At 60.0% G+C, this 18,245-nt stretch carries 18 protein-coding genes; 8 read left to right on the forward strand and 10 right to left on the reverse strand.

Annotation, left to right across the window (positions count from 1 at the left end; translation table 11 throughout):
• Positions 1 to 24: 24 nt before the first annotated feature.
• The 6 genes from JOE65_RS11695 to JOE65_RS11720 all read right to left on the reverse strand — a co-directional run bounded on the left by JOE65_RS11695 (position 25) and on the right by JOE65_RS11720 (position 8,185).
• A complete protein-coding gene (locus JOE65_RS11695; protein WP_205163360.1) occupies positions 25 to 1,758 on the reverse strand; it encodes an ABC transporter ATP-binding protein in 1,734 nt (577 codons plus the stop codon).
• Entirely contained in the window at positions 1,751 to 2,767 is a 1,017-nt protein-coding gene (locus tag JOE65_RS11700; RefSeq protein ID WP_205163361.1) for an ABC transporter permease, read from the reverse strand. The genes JOE65_RS11695 and JOE65_RS11700 overlap by 8 nt, the downstream gene beginning before the upstream one ends.
• 2 nt (positions 2,768 to 2,769) lie before the next feature.
• On the reverse strand, positions 2,770 to 3,861 hold the full coding sequence (locus JOE65_RS11705) for an ABC transporter permease (RefSeq protein WP_205163362.1): 1,092 nt from the start codon (positions 3,859 to 3,861) through the stop codon (positions 2,770 to 2,772).
• 134 nt (positions 3,862 to 3,995) lie between these two features.
• Positions 3,996 to 5,624 carry an ABC transporter substrate-binding protein gene (locus tag JOE65_RS11710; RefSeq protein WP_205163363.1) on the reverse strand — a complete coding sequence of 543 codons (1,629 nt, stop codon included), beginning with the start codon at positions 5,622 to 5,624 and terminating at the stop codon, positions 3,996 to 3,998.
• A gap of 159 nt (positions 5,625 to 5,783) precedes the next feature.
• Positions 5,784 to 6,926 (reverse strand): tRNA 2-thiouridine(34) synthase MnmA, encoded by a 1,143-nt coding sequence (mnmA, locus tag JOE65_RS11715; protein WP_205163364.1) that lies wholly within the window; start codon positions 6,924 to 6,926, stop codon positions 5,784 to 5,786.
• A complete protein-coding gene (locus JOE65_RS11720) occupies positions 6,923 to 8,185 on the reverse strand; it encodes an aminotransferase class V-fold PLP-dependent enzyme (protein WP_205163365.1) in 1,263 nt (420 codons plus the stop codon). Before JOE65_RS11720 ends, mnmA begins: the two co-directional genes overlap by 4 nt.
• A 66-nt stretch (positions 8,186 to 8,251) precedes the next feature.
• Here JOE65_RS11720 and folP point away from each other — a divergent pair, with 66 nt between their 5' ends.
• Both folP and JOE65_RS11730 read left to right on the forward strand, forming a co-directional pair.
• Entirely contained in the window at positions 8,252 to 9,208 is a 957-nt protein-coding gene (gene folP, locus JOE65_RS11725; protein ID WP_420827508.1) for a dihydropteroate synthase, read from the forward strand.
• 8 nt (positions 9,209 to 9,216) lie between these two features.
• The gene (locus tag JOE65_RS11730) at positions 9,217 to 9,945 is read left to right on the forward strand and encodes a dihydrofolate reductase family protein (RefSeq protein ID WP_205163366.1); all 729 of its coding nucleotides are present in this window, start codon (positions 9,217 to 9,219) and stop codon (positions 9,943 to 9,945) included.
• Between the two features lie 27 nt (positions 9,946 to 9,972).
• Here JOE65_RS11730 and JOE65_RS11735 read toward each other — a convergent pair whose 3' ends face one another.
• Entirely contained in the window at positions 9,973 to 11,097 is a 1,125-nt protein-coding gene (locus tag JOE65_RS11735) for a diaminopropionate ammonia-lyase (protein ID WP_205163367.1), read from the reverse strand.
• A 99-nt stretch (positions 11,098 to 11,196) separates the two neighbouring features.
• Positions 11,197 to 11,919 (reverse strand): hypothetical protein, encoded by a 723-nt coding sequence (locus JOE65_RS11740; RefSeq protein WP_205163368.1) that lies wholly within the window; start codon positions 11,917 to 11,919, stop codon positions 11,197 to 11,199.
• A 156-nt stretch (positions 11,920 to 12,075) separates the two neighbouring features.
• Between JOE65_RS11740 and JOE65_RS11745 the strand changes: the two genes are divergently transcribed.
• The 6 genes from JOE65_RS11745 (at position 12,076) to JOE65_RS11770 (ending at position 16,507) form a co-directional block, all read left to right on the forward strand.
• Positions 12,076 to 13,005, forward strand: a complete 930-nt coding sequence (locus JOE65_RS11745) for a DnaJ domain-containing protein (protein WP_205163369.1) — start codon at positions 12,076 to 12,078, stop codon at positions 13,003 to 13,005.
• Between the two features lie 42 nt (positions 13,006 to 13,047).
• The gene (locus tag JOE65_RS11750; RefSeq protein WP_205163370.1) at positions 13,048 to 13,515 is read left to right on the forward strand and encodes a TrmH family RNA methyltransferase; all 468 of its coding nucleotides are present in this window, start codon (positions 13,048 to 13,050) and stop codon (positions 13,513 to 13,515) included.
• 34 nt (positions 13,516 to 13,549) lie between these two features.
• Positions 13,550 to 14,350 (forward strand): methyltransferase domain-containing protein, encoded by an 801-nt coding sequence (locus JOE65_RS11755; protein WP_205163371.1) that lies wholly within the window; start codon positions 13,550 to 13,552, stop codon positions 14,348 to 14,350.
• 91 nt (positions 14,351 to 14,441) lie between these two features.
• Entirely contained in the window at positions 14,442 to 15,059 is a 618-nt protein-coding gene (gene sigK / locus JOE65_RS11760) for an ECF RNA polymerase sigma factor SigK (RefSeq protein WP_205163372.1), read from the forward strand.
• 13 nt (positions 15,060 to 15,072) lie between these two features.
• Positions 15,073 to 15,873 (forward strand): anti-sigma factor, encoded by an 801-nt coding sequence (locus JOE65_RS11765; RefSeq protein ID WP_205163373.1) that lies wholly within the window; start codon positions 15,073 to 15,075, stop codon positions 15,871 to 15,873.
• Positions 15,874 to 16,258: 385 nt separating this feature from the next.
• A complete protein-coding gene (locus JOE65_RS11770; RefSeq protein ID WP_205164183.1) occupies positions 16,259 to 16,507 on the forward strand; it encodes a TipAS antibiotic-recognition domain-containing protein in 249 nt (82 codons plus the stop codon).
• Here JOE65_RS11770 and JOE65_RS11775 read toward each other — a convergent pair.
• Positions 16,504 to 17,268, reverse strand: a complete 765-nt coding sequence (locus JOE65_RS11775; protein ID WP_338021627.1) for a PIG-L deacetylase family protein — start codon at positions 17,266 to 17,268, stop codon at positions 16,504 to 16,506. The genes JOE65_RS11770 and JOE65_RS11775 overlap by 4 nt on opposite strands.
• Position 17,269: 1 nt before the next feature.
• On the reverse strand, positions 17,270 to 18,226 hold the full coding sequence (locus tag JOE65_RS11780; RefSeq protein ID WP_205163375.1) for an electron transfer flavoprotein subunit alpha/FixB family protein: 957 nt from the start codon (positions 18,224 to 18,226) through the stop codon (positions 17,270 to 17,272).
• Positions 18,227 to 18,245 lie beyond the last annotated feature (19 nt).

An 18,245-nucleotide genomic window follows, 5' to 3' on the forward strand; every position in this document is an offset into this window, starting at 1 on the left:
CCATCCCGCGCCACATAGCTTGGTTCAGTATCCAGTGTTTCCCAGTGCCTCTTCGCGTAGAATTTCACGATGGCGCTCGCGTCTTTCCGCCTGCAGAATCGGATCCGGGACCGGCAGCGAACCAATCAGCCGGCGCGTATAAGGGTGTTTGGGCTCGTTCATGATCTGTGTGCCCAACCCCTCTTCCACCAGTTGCCCCTGCAGCAGCACGCCCACACGGTGAGCCAACATGTCAACGACGGCCAAATCGTGGCTGATGAACAGTGCCGCGAAGCCGTATTCCGCCTGAATTTCCTTGAACAGCTCGAGAACTTTGGCCTGCACCGACACATCGAGCGCGCTGGTTGGCTCATCTGCGATCAGCAGTTTCGGATTCAGTGCCAGTGCACGGGCGAGGCTCGCGCGCTGACGTTGGCCGCCAGAGAGCTCGTGGGGATAGCGGTCAGCGAAGTGCCGAGGGAGCTGAACGGCGTCCATCAGTTCCCGCACCCGATTGAGGCTGTCCTGAACTGAGCGCCTTTCATGGATGGTAATTGGTTCGGCTATGCATTCCGCGATCGTCAAGTGCGGATTGAATGAGGCCGCAGGATCCTGAAAGACGAACCCGATGTCTTTGCGCAGTGGCTTGAAGGTCCGCTCCTTGAGCTGGAGCATCTCGTAGCCGAGTACTTTCAGACTTCCACCGGTGGCTCTGTTGAGTCCAGCGATGGTTCGACCGATAGTTGTCTTTCCGGACCCAGACTCTCCCACGAGTCCGTACACTTCTCCAGCCGAGATGGTGAAGTTCACTTTGTCTACAGCCTTGAACGAGCTCTTCCCGAGTCTGCCGGGATACTCGATTTCAAGATCGATTGCCTCAACGAGTACTTCACCGAAGGGCTTCGATTCAGTAGACATGGATGCCGACGCCGAGTTGGCCCCTATCCGGGGCACCGAACCCAGAAGTTTACGCGTGTACTCGTTCTGCGGATGAGTGAAAAGCGTTTTGACGTCCGCTACCTCGACAACGTCTCCCTCGAACATCACGACGACCCGATCCGCGAGATCGGCGACAACACCCATGTTGTGCGTGATCAGGACGATCGACGTACCGAACTTGTCCCGCAGGTCCCTCAGAAGCTCGAGTATTTCCGCCTGCACGGTGACATCGAGGGCAGTCGAGGGTTCATCGGCCACGATAAGGCCAGGGTTGAGCGCTAACGCCGCCGCGATGACAACGCGCTGTTTCTGGCCTCCGGAGAACTGATGCGGGTAGTAATCAACCCGGTGTTCGGGGTCAGGAATCCCCACCTTTGTCAGCGCTTCAATGGCACGCCGACGTGCTTCCTTCCGGGAGACCTTGCCGTGAGCCCGCAGTCCTTCGGTGATCTGCCATCCCACTGTGAAGACGGGGTTCAGCGCCGTAGAAGGTTCCTGGAATACCATGGACACATCGCGGCCGCGAATTCGCCGCATCTGATGCGGCGAAACGGAGATGACGTCATTCCCGTTCAGGATGACGGCACCTTCGCTGACGGCGGTTTCCGGAAGAAGACCCAGAATGGTTTTGGCCGTTACGGTTTTACCCGATCCCGATTCACCCACGATGGCCACTACTTCGCCCGGCGCCACGCTCAGGCTGACGTTCTTGACTGCTTGGACGTCGCCGGAATCGGTGGCGAAGGTGACCTTCAACCCCTCAATTTTTAGGACGGCGTCGCTGGCTGTCGACGGAATCCCTGCATCCGGTTCGGTGTGGCTACTGTGAGCTCTACTCATGGGTTATCTCCATTCCCGTGCCATGAATGGCCGGCGCGGATGCCGCTTCCTGCGGTTCGCGTGACGTGCTGTTCTTTCCGACACGTTTTCGGCCACGGATACGTGGGTCGTTGAGGTCGTTCATGCTCTCTCCGACGAGCGTCAGTCCGAGCACGGTGAGGACGATGGCCAGACCCGGGTAAACGCCAGTCCACCAGATCCCGCTGGTTGCGTCGGCCATTGCACGGTTGAGATCATAACCCCACTCTGCGGCTGCTGTCGGTTCGATGCCGAAGCCGAGAAAGCCAAGACCAGCGAGCGTCAGGATTGCCTCAGATGCGTTGAGCGTGAAAATCAACGGCAGCGTACGCGTGGCGTTACGGAAAATGTGCTTGGCCATGATGCGGACGTCAGAGGCGCCGACGACCTTGGCCGATTCAACGAAAGGCTCAGCCTTGAGGCGAATCGTTTCGGCCCGGATTACCCGAAAATATTGCGGGATGAAGACCACGGTGATGGAAATGGCCGCGGCCATGATTCCACCGAACATGCTTGACTGGCCTCGGCTGATGACAATGGCCATGACAATGGCGAGCAGCAGCGCTGGAAACGCGTAAATGGCGTCGGCGACGACAACGATGACCTTGTCGAGCCAGCCGCCAATGTAACCGGAAACGAGGCCCAGGATGACGCCGGCGAATATTGAGAGAACGACGGCAGCGACGATAACCATGAGCGCGGTCTGAGTTCCCCAGACAACGCGGGAGAAGACGTCGTAGCCACCCACGGTTGTACCCCAGATGTGGGCACCGCCGGGAGCCTGCTGTGCGCCAAATCGTCCACTCTCGTCAGCGGCTTGTGCGAAACCGAAAGGAGCGATGAGCGGTGCGAAAGCCGCAGTGAGCACAAAGATTCCGCTAAGAACCAGCCCGATGATGAGCATAGTCCGCTGGAGCCCCACGGCCTTGCCGAGATGGGAAATGATGGGGAGCCGTTTCCATACGGGATCCTGCTTTTTGTCGTTGGTCATGGTCAGTACCTCACCCTCGGGTCGATCAATGCTGCGATGATGTCGACGATGAAGTTGGTCAGAGCAACGATCACTGCCAGCAGCATCACGATTCCCTGGACTGCCACGAAGTCCCTCGCCGTCAGGTACTCGGCGAGCTTGAAACCAAGCCCTTTCCACTCAAATGTTGTCTCCGTCAGTACGGCGCCGCCCATCAACAGCGCCATTTGGAGTCCCATCACGGTGATGATGGGAATGAGCGCCGGCTTGTAAGCGTGCTTGGTCACCAACCGGTATTCGCTCACACCGCGGGATCGGCCGGCTTCAACGTATTGAGCTCCGAGCGTACCGATGACGTTGGTCCGAACCAGCCGGAGAAAAACGCCGGCGGTGAGTAGACCCAGGGCGATGGCGGGCAGCGCGGCGTGTTCGAGCACGTCCACGATAATGGTCCAGTTCCCTGACCTGAGGGCGTCGAGCAAGTAGAGGCCCGTCGGATTTCGCAGTCCTTCGAGTTCAGCGGTGTAGCTTGTCCTGCCGGCAACTGGCAGCCAGCCCAGCCAGACGGAAAAGACGAGCTTGAGTAGGAGACCAGCAAAGAAGATCGGGGTCGCGTAGCTGAGAATCGCAAAGACGCGCAGGAACGCGTCCGGAAGGCGGTCGCGCTTGTAGGCGGCAATCATGCCGAAGGGAATACCAATAATGAACGCGACGGTGAGAGCGTAAATGCCCAGTTCCAGAGTGGCCGCGCCGTAGTTCACCAAAACCTGTGTCACGGGCGTGTTGTCGGAGAGGGTTGTTCCGAAATCCCCTTGGATCAAATTGCCAAGGTACTCGAAGTACTGGACGATAACCGGTCGGTCGTATCCGGCGGCCGCTATCCTCTCGGCAAGTGCATCCGGTGGGAGCCGTCCCGCGAGCGCGGCCGTGATGGGGTCACCGGTGATCCGCATCAGGAAGAACACCATCGTCACCAGAATGAAGATGGTGGGAAATATCAGCAGGAACCGGATGAGGATGTAGCGCCCCAGTCCCAGCCCCTGTTTCTTTGGCTTTCCCGGTGTGGCGGCAGACGACACTGTCTGTCCCTCGGGAGTATCGATCATTGACGTCATGTCTACCTAAACTGTTGCGGAGCGCGTCTGCTGCCCTTAGAGATCAGAGGACGAAACCGGCGGGACCACATGGGTGGGCGGGGCAGCCACGCATGGCTGTCCCGCCCCCTTTGTCGGCCGAGGCCGTTCTGTTTTTACTTGGAGATCACTGCGAGGCGGAACTTGTAGGACGCATCCAGGGTGTCCTGAACTCCCTTGACGTCCTTGCCGGCGACGGCAAGGCTGTTGCCCTGAAGCAGCGGCAATGTGGAGAGGTCCTTGGCCACTTCGGTCTGGATCTGCCCGATCAGGTCCGCGCGCTTGTCCTCGTCGATGGTCACCCGCTGCTCAGTGATCAGCTCGGTGACACCCTTATCTTCGTAGTGGTTCGCGAGGAAGTTACCCGGTGCGAAGAACGGGCTCAGATAGTTATCGGCATCGGAGTAGTCGGGGAACCAGCCGAGCTGGTACATCGGGTAGGCGTCCTGCGTGCGCTGTTCGGAGTACTGCACCCATTCCGTTGACTGCAGGTTGACCTTGAAGAGGCCTTCCTTTTCGAGCTGCGATTTGACCATGGCGTATTCGTCGCCGGACGACGGACCGTAGTGGTCTCCGTTGTACTGCAGGTTGATGGATACCGGCGTTTTGATTCCCGCATCCTCCAGTGTGGATTTGGCCTTGGCCATGTCCGGTCCGCCGCTGCCGTCTCCGTACATTTCCTTGAGCGGTTCGATGGCTCCAGGAAGGCCCGTCGGTACGTAGGAGTATGCGGGGGTGTAGGTTCCCTTGTAGACCTGTTCCGCGATGGCTTCGCGATCAAGTGCGTGGGCCATAGCCTGACGCACGGACAGCGCCTTGTCTGCATCTGGGTTCTCCGATTTCGCGCCGAATGGCATGGTGTCGAAGTTGAAAACAATGTAGCGAAGCTCGCCACCGGGGCCCTTGATGACCTTGACGTTGTCGTCCTTTTCCAGGTCTTCGACGTCCGTGGCGGACAGGGATCGGTACGCGACGTCTATGTTGCCCTGCTGGACCTCGAGCTTGAGGTTGTTGGCGTCCGCGTAGTACTTCATGTCCACGTTTTCCATTTTCGGCGCACCCAGAATGCCGTCGTAGTCCTCGTAGGCCTTGTAGCTGATGAGCTCGTTCTTGGTGTAGCTGTCGATCGTGTAGGGGCCTGCGAATGCGTCGGCGTCCACAATTTCTTTGTCAGGCGTTACTTCGGTAGCGGAGAGGACTTCCTCGTCCACGATCGGCGCAGCGGACGTGGTCAGGACGCCGGGCCAGGTCTGGTCGTTGCCCGCCTTGAGATTGAACACAACCGTGGTCTCATCAGGAGTGTCGACGCTGTCAAGGTTCGCCAGGAGAGCCGAGGGGCCTTCCGGATCTGCGATCTTGACCATACGATCGAAGCTGAACTTGACGTCCGAGGACGTGAGGTCGTGCCCGTTAGCCCATTTGAGGCCTTCCTTGAGCTTGACCGTGTATTCAGTAGGCGAAGTGAATTCCGCTGACTCGGCCATATCGGGTTCTGGTTCTGCGCTACCAGGTTTGGAGCTGAGTAAGAACGGATAAACCTGAGTCATGACAACCATGGAGGCATTGTCGTAGGCAGCCGCCGGGTCCAGCGACACGACCTTGTCAGTGGTCCCAACAACCAGCTTTTCGCTGTCAGAGCCTTCGCCGCTGCCTTCGTTAACAGGTCCGGTGCACCCTGTCAGTGCTAGGGCGCTCAGTGCGGTCACTGCTGCTGCACACCGCAGGCCTTTACTCATTCTTGCCATCTGTGGTTTTCCTCTTCAACGAGTTCGACTTAGGCGCTAAATGTGATGCAGCGCACTGTGGATGATGACTCGATGGTACCGAACAATTGGCTCTCGCGGCGCGGCAGAGGGTCCGTGAGTCAATTTGCAACAGGAAGTTAATATTTGGGGCCGCTCAATTCAGCCTGCGACATCCACCAATTCAGGACGTTCGGTTGATCGAGCAGAGTCAAGAGTTGCCTGTCCAAGGACCCGTGTGCCCTGGTACAGGACTACGGTTTGGCCGGGAGCAACCCCTCTCATCGGTTCGAGTAAATCGACGACAAGCAGCGGAGAACCGTCCTCACCAGCGATCACCCTGGCGCGTGCGTCCACAGGATCACCGTGCGCCCGAACCTGCGCCATGCAGTCAAACTCGGTGCCGCTGTCCACCTCAGCGATCGGCTTGCCGCACCAGGAAACCTTGATTCCCTTCATGCGGTCCACCGCCAGCATGCGTTCTGGACCAACGACCACCTTGTTTTCTTTGGGCCGGATTTCCAAGACGAACCGAGGCTTACCGTCAGCCGCGGGCCGCCCCAGCTGAAGTCCTTTGCGCTGGCCCACGGTAAAAGCATTCGCTCCGCCGTGCCGTCCAATCGTGGCGCCCTCGGCGTCGACAATGTCACCTTCGCTCATTTCTATACGCTCCTCGAGCCAGCCTCGGGTGTCGCCGTCGGGAATGAAGCAGATGTCGTGGCTGTCCGGCTTCTTCGCCACCGAAAGGCCGCGCCGTTCAGCCTCGGCACGCACTTCGGCTTTGGACGGAGTCTCGGCCAACGGGAACATGGAGTGCTTTAACTGCTCATGGGTGAGGACTCCCAGTACGTAAGACTGGTCCTTTGCCCAGTCCGCAGCGCGGTGCAACTCCGGGTCCCCGTCAGCGTTCTCGAGGACCTTCGCGTAGTGGCCAGTGCACACTGCATCAAAACCAAGGGCAAGAGCCTTCTCCAGTAGCGCCGCGAATTTGATGCGTTCGTTGCAGCGCATGCAGGGGTTGGGTGTACGGCCCGCAGCATACTCTGCGATGAAGTCATCGACGACGTCTTCCTTGAAGCGCTCGGAAAAGTCCCAGACGTAATACGGGATACCCAGTTTTTCGCAGGCACGCCAGGCATCGGAGGAATCCTCGATGGTGCAACAACCACGGCTACCGGTTCGCAGGGTTCCGGGCATGCGGCTCAGGGCCAGGTGAACACCGACGACCTCATGCCCCGCATCTACGGCCCGGGCTGCGGCCACCGCAGAGTCCACTCCACCGCTCATTGCTGCCAAAACTTTCATTTTTCTCCCTGCCGCATGGTTCCGGAGACGTTGCCGGCGCGGCTGATTGTTCCTGCTGTCTGGATAGTGCTCACGTGTCCTGCCATTCCTGCTTTCCGGGCGCTGGCGTATGCCCCTGGAAGTACAGCCACCAGTGCGTCAACGTCCGAAGATGTCGAAGTATGCCCGAGACTGAACCGCTGCGCACCGCGGGCCTCTGATTCAGTAAGTCCCATCGCCAGCAGAACATGCGACGGCCGGGGAACACCGGCCGTGCAAGCCGATCCCGTTGATGATTCCACGCCCGCCATGTCCAGAACGAATAACAACGAGTCCCCCTCGCACCCGGGAAAAGTGAAGTGAGCGTTCCCCGGCAGCCGCTTGGCATAATCACCCTGCTCCAGAGGTCCCCGCAGGATGGCCTCCGGTATTGCTCGCTGAACGGCTTCAATCAGGCTATCGCGCAGTTCCACGAGCCTGTTGGCCTCCTGGGTGAGGTTCAACGCCGCGAATTCCGCGGCTGCGGCGAAAGCGGCAATCCCTGCCGTGTCCAGCGTTCCGGAGCGCACGTCACGCTCCTGTCCCCCACCGTGCTGGGTAGGGGTCAGCGACACCGAGCGACCAACAAACAGGGCACCAACGCCAACAGGCCCGCCAATCTTGTGAGCGCTGACGGCCATCGTATCCAGCCCGGAATCTGCGAAGTTCACGGGGATCGTGCCGAATGCCTGAACGGCGTCGGAGTGGACGGGTATTCCATGCCGGTGCGCCAACTCCACGACGTCGTGGATAGGCTGCACTGCTCCGACCTCATTATTGGCCCACATGACGCTGACGAGGGCGACGTTCCCAGGATCAGCTTCTATCTCGTGTTCAAGAGCCTCTATGCTAACCACGCCATGAGCGTCCACCGGCAACCAGACGATGTCAGCTCCCTCATGCGAGGCGAGCCACTCAACGGTGTCCTGAACGGCATGATGTTCCACCGATGAGCACAGTATCCGTCGTCGGGCGGGGTCCGCTGCCCGACGCGCCCAGTAGAGCCCCTTGACTGCAAGGTTATTAGCTTCAGTACCGCCGGAGGTGAAAATGATCTCGGAACGGTGGGCCCCGCCTGCGACGGCGATCTTCTCCCGTGACTCCTCAACAACAATTCTGGCGCGCCGACCTGAACCGTGCAGCGATGATGGGTTGCCGCTACGGCTGAGGTGTTGGGTGAATGCGGCGAGCGCGGTGCCCGTTATGGGCGTGGTCGCCGCGTGATCCAAGTACACGGGCACGTGTGACATTCTATCGCGGTGCACCCGTCCAGTCATAAAAGACCTTGGACGATGTTCACTACTGGTATGAATGATCCTGTGACCGATATGCCTCTTGTCAACCCTGGCCAGCCTGGTGCCTTTATGCCTGAGCTACTGCACCCGGTGCACCACTTCAGCGCCCGCACCATTGATTTCTCCTCGCAAGTAGCGCTGATGGCTATCATCAACCGCACGCCGAATTCTTTTTACGACGCCGGGAAAACCTTTGGTCTGCCCGCGGCGGTGGATGCGGCGCTCAAGGCGGTGGACGACGGCGCTGATTGGGTTGATATTGGCGGGGTGCCTTTTGCTCCTGGCCCCACGCTGTCGGCGGCAGACGAAGCGGATCGGATCGTGCCGGTCATAGCAGCGGTTCGGAAGGCCTCCAACGTCGTGATCTCCGCAGATACTTTTGACCCCTATGTTGCTCAGCGGGCCATTGAGGCCGGTGCGGATGTCATCAACGACACAACCGGGCTACAGAACCCGGATCTTGCCCGGGTTGTGGCAGACACCGGGGTGCATCTGGTGATCACTCACAGTCTTGCCGCTCCGCGCACTGTTTACCCCCGGCCAACGTACGGCGATGTGGTCACAGAGGTTGCCGCATTCCTGCAGGACCGCGTCAACGCAGCGATTGATTTGGGAGTTGCGCCGGAGAACATCATCGTCGATCCTGGACACGATCTGAATAAGAACACCTTGCATTCGCTCGAACTGACGCGTCGCTTCTGTGAGATCGCCTCGCTGGGTTACCCGGCGCTCGCTGCAGTTTCGAACAAGGACTTCATCGGCGAAACCCTTCGCCAGCCAAAGTCGGACCGGTTGGAGGGATCGCTCGCCGCAGCGGTGATGTGCATCCTTGGTGGTGCCCGGATTGTGAGGATGCACGACGTCGGTGCGTCGCGTTCGACTGTCACCTTCACGGAAGCGGCCCTTGGCTGGCGCCAACCAGCGTATTTGGAGCACAACATGGGCGACACGAACAGGCCGACACCTTGATTTCCGCCGTGTATCCGCAGCCAGGTGGAGCTCTGGATGATGCCCAGCTGCTAGCCATCTACGCATATTCAGACCCGTCAAAGTCCTGTGCGCGGTTCAATTTCGTGGCCACTGCCGACGGCGCGGCCAACCATCAGGGAGTTTCGGGCGGTTTGGGTGGACCTGCGGATAAGAAGGTCTTTGGCCTCCTGCGCCGGCTCGCGGATGCCGTCGTTGTCGGTGCAGGGACCGTCCGTGCCGAGGGCTATGCCGGTGAGCTCCTGGATGCGCAGGGGCAGCAATGGCGTCTGGGCCATGGCTTAGCCACGCATCCGGCGCTCGTCATCATTTCAGGTTCCCTCGATATGGCATCCGACGCTGATATATTCTCTCGCAGCCCTGTCCAACCCATTGTCCTGACCACTGAAAGGGCGCCGCTGGAGTCGCGGTACCGGATAGCGGAAGTGGCCGACGTCGTCGTTGCTGGAGTAGATGAACTTGACGTCGAGGCGGCGTTGGGAGAGTTGTCCGACCGGGGTCTCACGCGGCTTCTGTGTGAGGGCGGCCCTGGAGTGTTCGGCGCGTTTCAGGCCGCCGGCCGGGTCGATGAACTGTGCCTAACTTTCAGCCCGTCACTTGCTGGCGGTGGTGGCCCCCGGATTGTATCCGGCTCGGGGCACGAGCTGCAGGCCTTGGCGCTGAACCATGTGCTCGTCTCAGGTAGCGAAGTTCTGCTGCGCTACAGGCGCGCCGTCTGACGATCCGGCCACTCGCCCGGCTGAGCGCTAATCAAGCGGGTTAGCCTCCCGGCTTTCGGTGCTGAGCAGCACGACGACGGAATCTCCGGAAACGCCCATGGACTCTCGCAGTTCCGGATTGTCGAAGGCAACATGCAGTCCCGCCAGCGAGGCGGCTCCGCACGGGCCGGAGTCGAAACCAAGCTCTTCGAGCCGGTGTACCGCGGAGATGTCCGCGTTCTCGGGCACCAGGACTGCGGCGTCGACGCCCCCGCGCAGGACCGGCCACGCGATGGTGGAAACGGTGCCGCAGTTCAGCCCGGCCATGTGGGTGCTTCCCGTCTCCACTGAAACCCGTCCGCCAGCGTTCAGCGACTCGACAAGGCAACCGGCCTCGAGCGGTTCCACGCTCAGCAGGGACGGCTGCGGTGTATCCGTCGGCCGGTCGTTACCGCGGTAGTGCGCCACTGTTGCCTGGAGCAGCGAACCCACTCCACAGGGAGTGACAACGACGTCGGGGCCGGCCACGCCGGCGTCCTCAAGCTGGCTGTCCAGCTCGCGGAAAATGGTGGAGTAGCCCTCAACAATCCACGTGGGAATCTGGTCATACCCCTCCCACGCGGTGTCCTGAACCAGCTGCCCGGCGGGGTCCGCCTCGGCCGCAGCGTCCGCATGGGGGACGACGTCGTCATACGGGGCCTGAACCTCGGTGAGTTCCGCGCCCTCGCCGCGGATGCCGTCCTTGGCCGCCTGACTGATGGAGGAGGGCACAAAGACCCGTGCCGACAGGCCGAACAACGACGCCGTGTGCGCCACCGCACGTCCGTGGTTGCCGTCGGTGGCGCAGTAGAGCGTCAGTTTGCCACCGAACCTGTCAGCCAGTTCGTCGAAGGACCAGTTTTCTCCGGCTTCGCCCGTCCGTGCCGATAAGATCCGGTAAACCGACCACAGCACTCCCACCATTTTGAAGGCGGGCAGGCCAAAGCGAACAGACTCTTCCTTGACGAAGACCTGCCGGACACCGAGGTCGGTTGCAAGCTCCCGGCTCTCCTTCAACCGGGTGGGGCTGTATCCGAGGGCAGCCTGATGAAAGGCCAGTACCTCTTGGGGCGCGGGCGGAGTGCGGAAGGATCGGGCCGCCGGGTTGGCATACCACTGCTTAGATGAGGTCATGAACCCATTGTTGGCAGAAACCACCGCGCGGGACCACCACCCGAAGCGATTCCGTGCCACGCGGACCGCACTCGAGTCCACCACCAAGCAGGTAACGGCTTAGTTATCCGGCGGAACCACAGATACCCGGTTGCGGATATCCGCTACTGCCGATGAGAGCTGGTCATCCGTCTCACAGGACGCCGTGAAAACAATTCCGGTCCGGGTGGCAGCGAAGAGACGCATTGATACTGCGCTGGCACGGGAGGTTTCCGTCGCGGGTTGAACGTACGTCAAGAACTCGATCGCTGCTTTGGCCTCGTCTGGGGACTCTCCCCACAACCACTGTGTGGGCTCCAAATGTTCGCCGAGGATACTGGGGTCCTGAAATCGGAAGAGGGCCCGGGTTGACGCCCTGTCATCCACTTCTACGACCAGCGGATCCTGAACATTTGTAGAGCGCAGCGACGCTTCGCATCCGGATGTGCTTCGGTAGACAGATTCTCCATTGACCATCATCTGGGTGGGCTCCCACTCTGGCGAATCCATGAGGCCGTCAGAGAACGTGAGCATGGCCGATGGTTTCAGGTAGGCGCCACGCTTAAAGGACATATCCTTCTGGCGGATCTGCGCGACTGTCTGTGGCGGCAGCTCAGCGGACGACGACGGCGGCGGCGGCGGCGCCGTTGCGTCCCCGCTCTTTTCGTTGAGCCCGGACGAGGACTCCTGCGAGCGGGTTGTACCAGGTACGGATTCGGTGGGGACTTGGATGGTACAGCCGGTCAGAGATGCGACGAGGAGCGTCACCCCCAGAGCTCGCCCCAACCACCGGTAAGCGCGCATTGTGTCCCCTGTTGTTGCCTTGATTCTTCCCTACCACCCTATGATGCAACGTCGCTCAAGAACTAGCGGGCGCTGCCCATCACGGTCTGATCTTGTAAGATGGTCTCCGCACTATTGAACGTCTCCCTTTTTCCAACACATGTCAGGATATTGCCGGTGAGCCAAGCCGAGTCGAATCCCTACTCGGTCCTTGGCGTGCCCGCCGACGCGACGATCGAACAGATCCGAAAAGCGTACCGCAGAAAGGCGCGTGCCACGCACCCGGATCAGGGCGGCAGTGCACCAGAATTTCACGAAGTTTCTGAGGCATACCGACTACTCACGGACGGTTCACTCAGGCAATCGTTCGACGACAATTCCAGCAACCAGTCCGCCTCACAGGCGACTCCGCCGCGCCCTGGCAAGACGCGGGCGACAGGGCACCCATCCCGGCCTGAACCCCGTCGTTTAAATACAACCCCCACCTTTCTTCCGCCCTTTGATCCGAACACGCCACCGGTCGTATCTCTGGCTGTCGCGGGGCAGCAATCCCATTCCGCTCCCCGACGCCCGAACATGCTGACACGGCTCAGCTCCACGAAACTCGCTAAGTATGACGCCGAGGAACGAACCACGCAACTGCTGGAATCGACAATCCTGAAGGACTATCCCGCCGGCCGTCTGATCAATGGTGCTCGGTTCGAAAACGGCACAGAAGCAGGATCCGTTCTGTTGGGCGGCTATCGAGTTGCCGTCGTCGCTTCCCTGATTGCATCAGCGCCGGCCTATCGGTGGGACGGTGGCAGGCTACTCCACAAGGGCCGGGCTGCTGGTGGACCTGCGCTGCGGGAGACCGTCAGGACCGTGCAGGAGCAACTTCCCGGCTGCCACGTCTCTGGCTGGCTCGTGTTGCACAACCTGAAGGGCAACCCGTTCGAGCCTGTGATCGACTACCCACCGGGCGCAGACCGTTCAAGTCTCGCACCCGTGCATGCCGTCAACGTAGGTACCCTGGCCAGGCAGCTGCGCCAGTTCATGTCCGCCGGGCCACAACCGAATGTTGTCCAGCTGTCCGTGCTCGCGCGTCTACTCGAAGCCACCACCTGAACTCTCTCAAACCGCAACCAGTAGTGGGCCTAGAATGGGCAAGTGTTCCGCATCCTATTCCTCACCCCCGAAATTCCCGGCAATACCGGAAACGCCATACGTCTGGCTGCCATCACGGGGTCAGAGCTGCACCTAGTGGAACCGCTGGGGTTCAGCCTCGAAGATTCCAAACTTCGCCGGGCTGGGCTCGATTACCATGACCTCGCCGTTCTGCGGGTCCATTCATCACTCGAGGACGCATGGCGGGCCCTCACCCCCCGAAACGTTTACGCTTTCACCTCCGAGGGCGACAAAACCCACGTGGACATCCGGTACGAGCCTGGCGATGTCCTGTTGTTTGGACGCGAGTCCACAGGCTTGCCCGAGGACGTCAAGAACGCACCGGAGATCACGGCCCGCGTCAGGCTCCCTATGCTTCCCACGCTGAGGTCCCTGAATCTTGCCAACTCTGCCTCCATCGCTGTCTACGAAGGATGGCGGCAGCACGGCTTCGAAGGCGCGAAACTCTAAACCCAAGACGTAGTTCAACCAACAAGGAGAACCCGTGGTGTCAGAACTCGGCAGGACCCCCAGCGAAGACGCGGAGCAATTTGATGCCCTCTCTCCCGCGTTATGGAATCCCGTGGGAAACGCTGTCGTGGCCGCTGCCAGATTGCAGATCGACGACCACGTACTTGACGCCTTTTGCCGAGCAGGCGCGAGCGCGGTTCCAGCAGCCCAGACCGTGGGCAAAATCGGAGTGGTGGACGCCGTCGACCCTTCTGCTGCCATGCTCGAAGTCGCTGGCCGAAAAGCAAAGGCGTTCGACCTGGGGCAGCTGAACCTGGCCCATAGCGATCCGCTCAGCTGGACCATTGAAGGCTCATATGACGCGATAGTAGCCTCCTATGAGCTCTTTACTGCCCAAGATATAGACGCCGTCGGCAACCGGCTCGCCACTCTCCTCAAGCCTGGTGGCCGGTTCGCGGTATCAGTCTGGGCCAACGGCGCCCATGCAGAATTCGCAGAAGCGCTCACCGATATTTGTGCCCGTCACCAACCAGATACAGCCGAGCAGGCTTCCCTAGTGGCCGAGAATGCGCGGCGCACTGACACGCCCGAGGAACTTGAGAAATGGCTGACCAGTCTAGGGCTTGGGAATGTTGAAATTGCACCAACCGAGGTGTCGGTTCCGCTGAACGCCGACTTGGCCTGGTCTCTCGTGGAAGGCACCTGGTACTCACGTCTACTTCCTGAGGACCCCGGGACCAGAGGTGAGATCAGAGCGAGACTTTGTCAGGAATTAGGCGAAAACTACGTGCTCAACGCCAATACGTTGATAGCAGTAGCTGAACCAACACTCTGACACATTTCAGCTCTGACCCATCCGGAACAGCCACGACACCGAATAAGGGATACAACACGCGGACACTTCAGGAGCCCTATGCTGGAGATCTATGGAAAAGCCGATAAGTAGTCAAGCGTCCGCGGCAGGTAGCGGTTCAGCGCGGAAGGGAGGTGAGCCAGTTGACCAGAGTCTTCTCGTTGGTCTGCTCGATCGCATTTCTCACGGTGATCAAGATGCCTTCGCGCAGTTCTACGAACAAACCGCGAAACGTGTCTACGGTATGGCGCGCCGCGTGCTGGTAGATGCCGAGCTGAGCAGGGACGCAACGCAGGAAGTTTATCTGCAGGTTTGGAACTCGGCAGGTAAATACAGCCATACCAGCGGAACACCGTTGGCCTGGCTCATGACGCTGGCACATCGGCGTGCTGTGGATAAAGTGCGCTCTCAGCAGAGCGCTACTGAACGCGAAGCCCGGTATGGTGCTGCGATGCAAGTTCCTGATCGGGACGACGTAGCGGAGACGGTGGAACAACTACTGGAGGCAGAAGCAGTGGTGACGTGCCTTGAAACCCTGACCGAAACGCAGGAGGAATCGGTCCGGATGGCTTACTACGGCGGTCTGACGTATCGGGAAGTGGCAGAAAAGCTTGGTGCCGCGGTACCAACCATCAAATCCCGAATTCGGGATGGATTAATTCGGCTGAGAAACTGTCTGGAGCTGAATTGAGATGCGGAACGGAATGAATAATCAGTTTGGCGAGAGCCTCACACAGGATCTGAACAACGATCTCCTGTTGGAATGGGCGGAATTGTATGCACTCGATGCACTGCCGACAGAAGAACTCACCGAAATCGAGGCCTTCGTCTCGGAAGCGACCCCTACCACCAAGGACGGGTTTAAAGCCAGGGTGGCAAAGGCACGGCAGACGCTCTCGGACGTCTACGGCAACTTTGAAGCAGAGCCGCCAACTGACCTACTCGGCGCCATCATGAAAGAGTTGCCGACTACCGCGAAGGTCCAGGAGAAGACTGAAAACTCCACGGCTCAGAGCGCCGGGATCTCAGATTTGGCCCAGCACAGGGAGAAGCGGAAAAAGAGGTTCACACCCACGCAGTGGATACTTTCAGCCGCGGCCGCCGTAGCCGTTGTAATCGCCGGAGTTACCGTTGCCCAGAATATGCAGCCCAACTCGCTCACAGACCAGATCATGACGGCCACCGATGTGCAGCAGCGAACCCTCGATGTGGCCGGTGGATCCGCCGAGATCAGCGTGTCAGAGTCATCAGATGCGGCCGTGGTATCCATGCGCGACGTCCCGCCTCCACCCGAGGGCAAGGTCTACCAGTTGTGGCGCATTCCAACCGATGGAACGGTTCCTGTTCCTGCGGGCACCATGACAGGTGAGGACGTCGCTACCGGTAAGCTTACGGCCGTCACAGACATTGACCCTTACTCCGCTCTGGCCATCACCATCGAGCCCGAAGGCGGCTCGGAGACACCAACGATGCCCGTTATCGCATCCATACCCTTGGAGAGCTGAGCAGGGTTGACCTCGACGCTGCGTCAACTTCTAGCCTGAAGAAACGGGTGGAAAACCACCCTGTGATCGAACAGGGGCGGCAGAAACACAATGGTTCATCAGGCAGCCGACCGACAGGAATGGCCAATTTCAGAAGTGGCGAAGCGGATCCTCGTGCTACGCCAGCTGGGGCTCGGGCTGGAAGCCATTCGCGAGGTACTTCACGGGCAACGAGACGAAGTCTCGGTGCTGAGAGTCCACCACTGATGGTTGACAGCTGAACGCCAGCGGTTAGATGACATGGCGGGCAGTGTCCTGGCGACGATCACTTCGCTCACACAAGGAGACGCTATGAGTGCCGAAGAAATGTTGAGAGGCTTCGGGGAAAACCCTTACGAGGACGGAGCTGGCCCTACTCCGATCTGCCGGACTGGCTTCCGACGACAAACCAGTGCAGGAGCTCGTTGCAAGACACTACCGCTGGGTAAGTGTCAGTTGGACGCCGCACCGTGAAAGCTACACAGGACTCGCGCAGACCTACACGCAGGATGAGAGGTTCCGGGAGTTCTACGACAATTACCAGCCCGGCCTCGCCAGCTTCCTGGCGGAGGCAATCACCGTCTATGCTGCAGTTAATCTGACTGAGGAATCCTAGAAGCCCGCAAAGGTTGCCGGGGTGTTCACGCCAACAACGTGAAACGCCTCGGCGCTGCGGCCTTCCCCGAGACCAGCGCGCTCCGCATTTTCACGCAGGATGGAACGCACAGTGGACTCCATTGCCTTGAGGTCCGGATGTTGACTCGAGTGGATATGAATGGCTGCGAGCTTTGCATCAAGGTGAGGGGACATGTCCACGAAGTGATTCTCACGCTCCAGGGGCGCACCGTAGAACCACAGCCATGAAACCTTGAACGCTTCCAACCCCGCCTCTGCGAGCTCCGGATACGCAAAGGGGTTCTCCACGGCCGGATAAACGGCACGGGTTACTGCCTCCCCGCACGCCAGGTGATCCGGATGGCTCTTCTGCAGCCGATCCCAGCTGCGTTCCGGGTGCATAGCGACGACGACGTCCGGACGGACTTCCCGCATTACCCGAACAACGTCGCGGATAAGAGCATGATCGGCCTGAAGATAACCATCCTGATAGCCCAGCCAGCGGATATCGAGAACACCCACTAGTGACGCTGCGGCCTTCTGCTCTGCGTTACGCATCGACACGATGTCTGGCCGGTGGGCGGCGTCGAACCCCCCGGCGTCTCCACCGGTCATGATGCAATAAGTCACAACCGCACCGGCCTCGGTCCACCCAGCGACGGTTCCGGCTGCACCAAAATCAATGTCGTCCGGATGAGCGCTGAAACAGAGCACGCGCCGTGGATGGACGCCGTCCACCTTCGAGGTCGGTTTGACCGACACCCTAACTCCGCCGCTTCTGGATCTCTTCCGTTGCCTGCGGCAGAACCTTGAAAAGGTCACCGACAATGCCAAAGTCAGCGATCTCGAAGATCGGCGAGTCAGCATCCTTGTTGACGGCCACGATGACCTTCGACGTCTGCATCCCGGCCTTCTGCTGGATGGCACCCGAGATCCCGGCGGAAATATACAACTGCGGGGAGACAGTCTGGCCCGTCTGTCCTACCTGCGCGGAGTGCTCAATCCACCCAGCGTCTGTCGCAGCACGAGAGGCGCCCACAGCCCCGCCCAATGCATCAGCGAAGGCCTCAACGGCGCTGAAGTCTCCGTTGGTGCCGCGCCCGCCGGAAACAATAACTCGTGCCTCTGACAACGAGGGGCGCGTACTGGCTTTCTTGTCTTCACGCCCCGTGACCCGTGCCGCGTTGACTGCGCTGACGTCCACGGCCGCGACCTTCACCTGTTCCGGCCGCGTTGGCTCTGACGCTACTCGCGGTTCGGCGCTATTTGGCTTGACTGTCAATACGGGAATTCCGTGAGTCACCTTCGCTGAGACGGTGTACGAGCCCGCCAGATCCAGCTTCATCACAGTGAGGTCTTCCCCCACACTGACTATGTCGGTGATGACTCCCGATGAAAGTTTCACTCCGAGCCGTCCTGCGATTTCTTTGCTTTCGAACCCGTTGTCCAGCAGAACGGCCGACGGCGATGCCTGCTCCACCACTACAGCTAGAAAGGCCGCCTTGGGCGCGACCAGATACTTGTCCAGATCAGGGTTCTCTGGAACATAAATCTGCCGCACCCCGTACTCCCCGAGTGCCTCGGCGACGCCGTCCTCCAGCGAATCAACACCGAGGGCGACGGCCGGCTCGCCTATGGTCGCGGCGATGGTCAACAATTCCCTGCTGGCCTTGGCAAGAGGGACAATGGGGTGATCAAGATATACCAGGACGGACGCCATGCTCCGTACTCCTTTACGT

The organism is Arthrobacter roseus, assembly GCF_016907875.1.
Lineage (GTDB): Bacteria > Actinomycetota > Actinomycetes > Actinomycetales > Micrococcaceae > Arthrobacter_J > Arthrobacter_J roseus.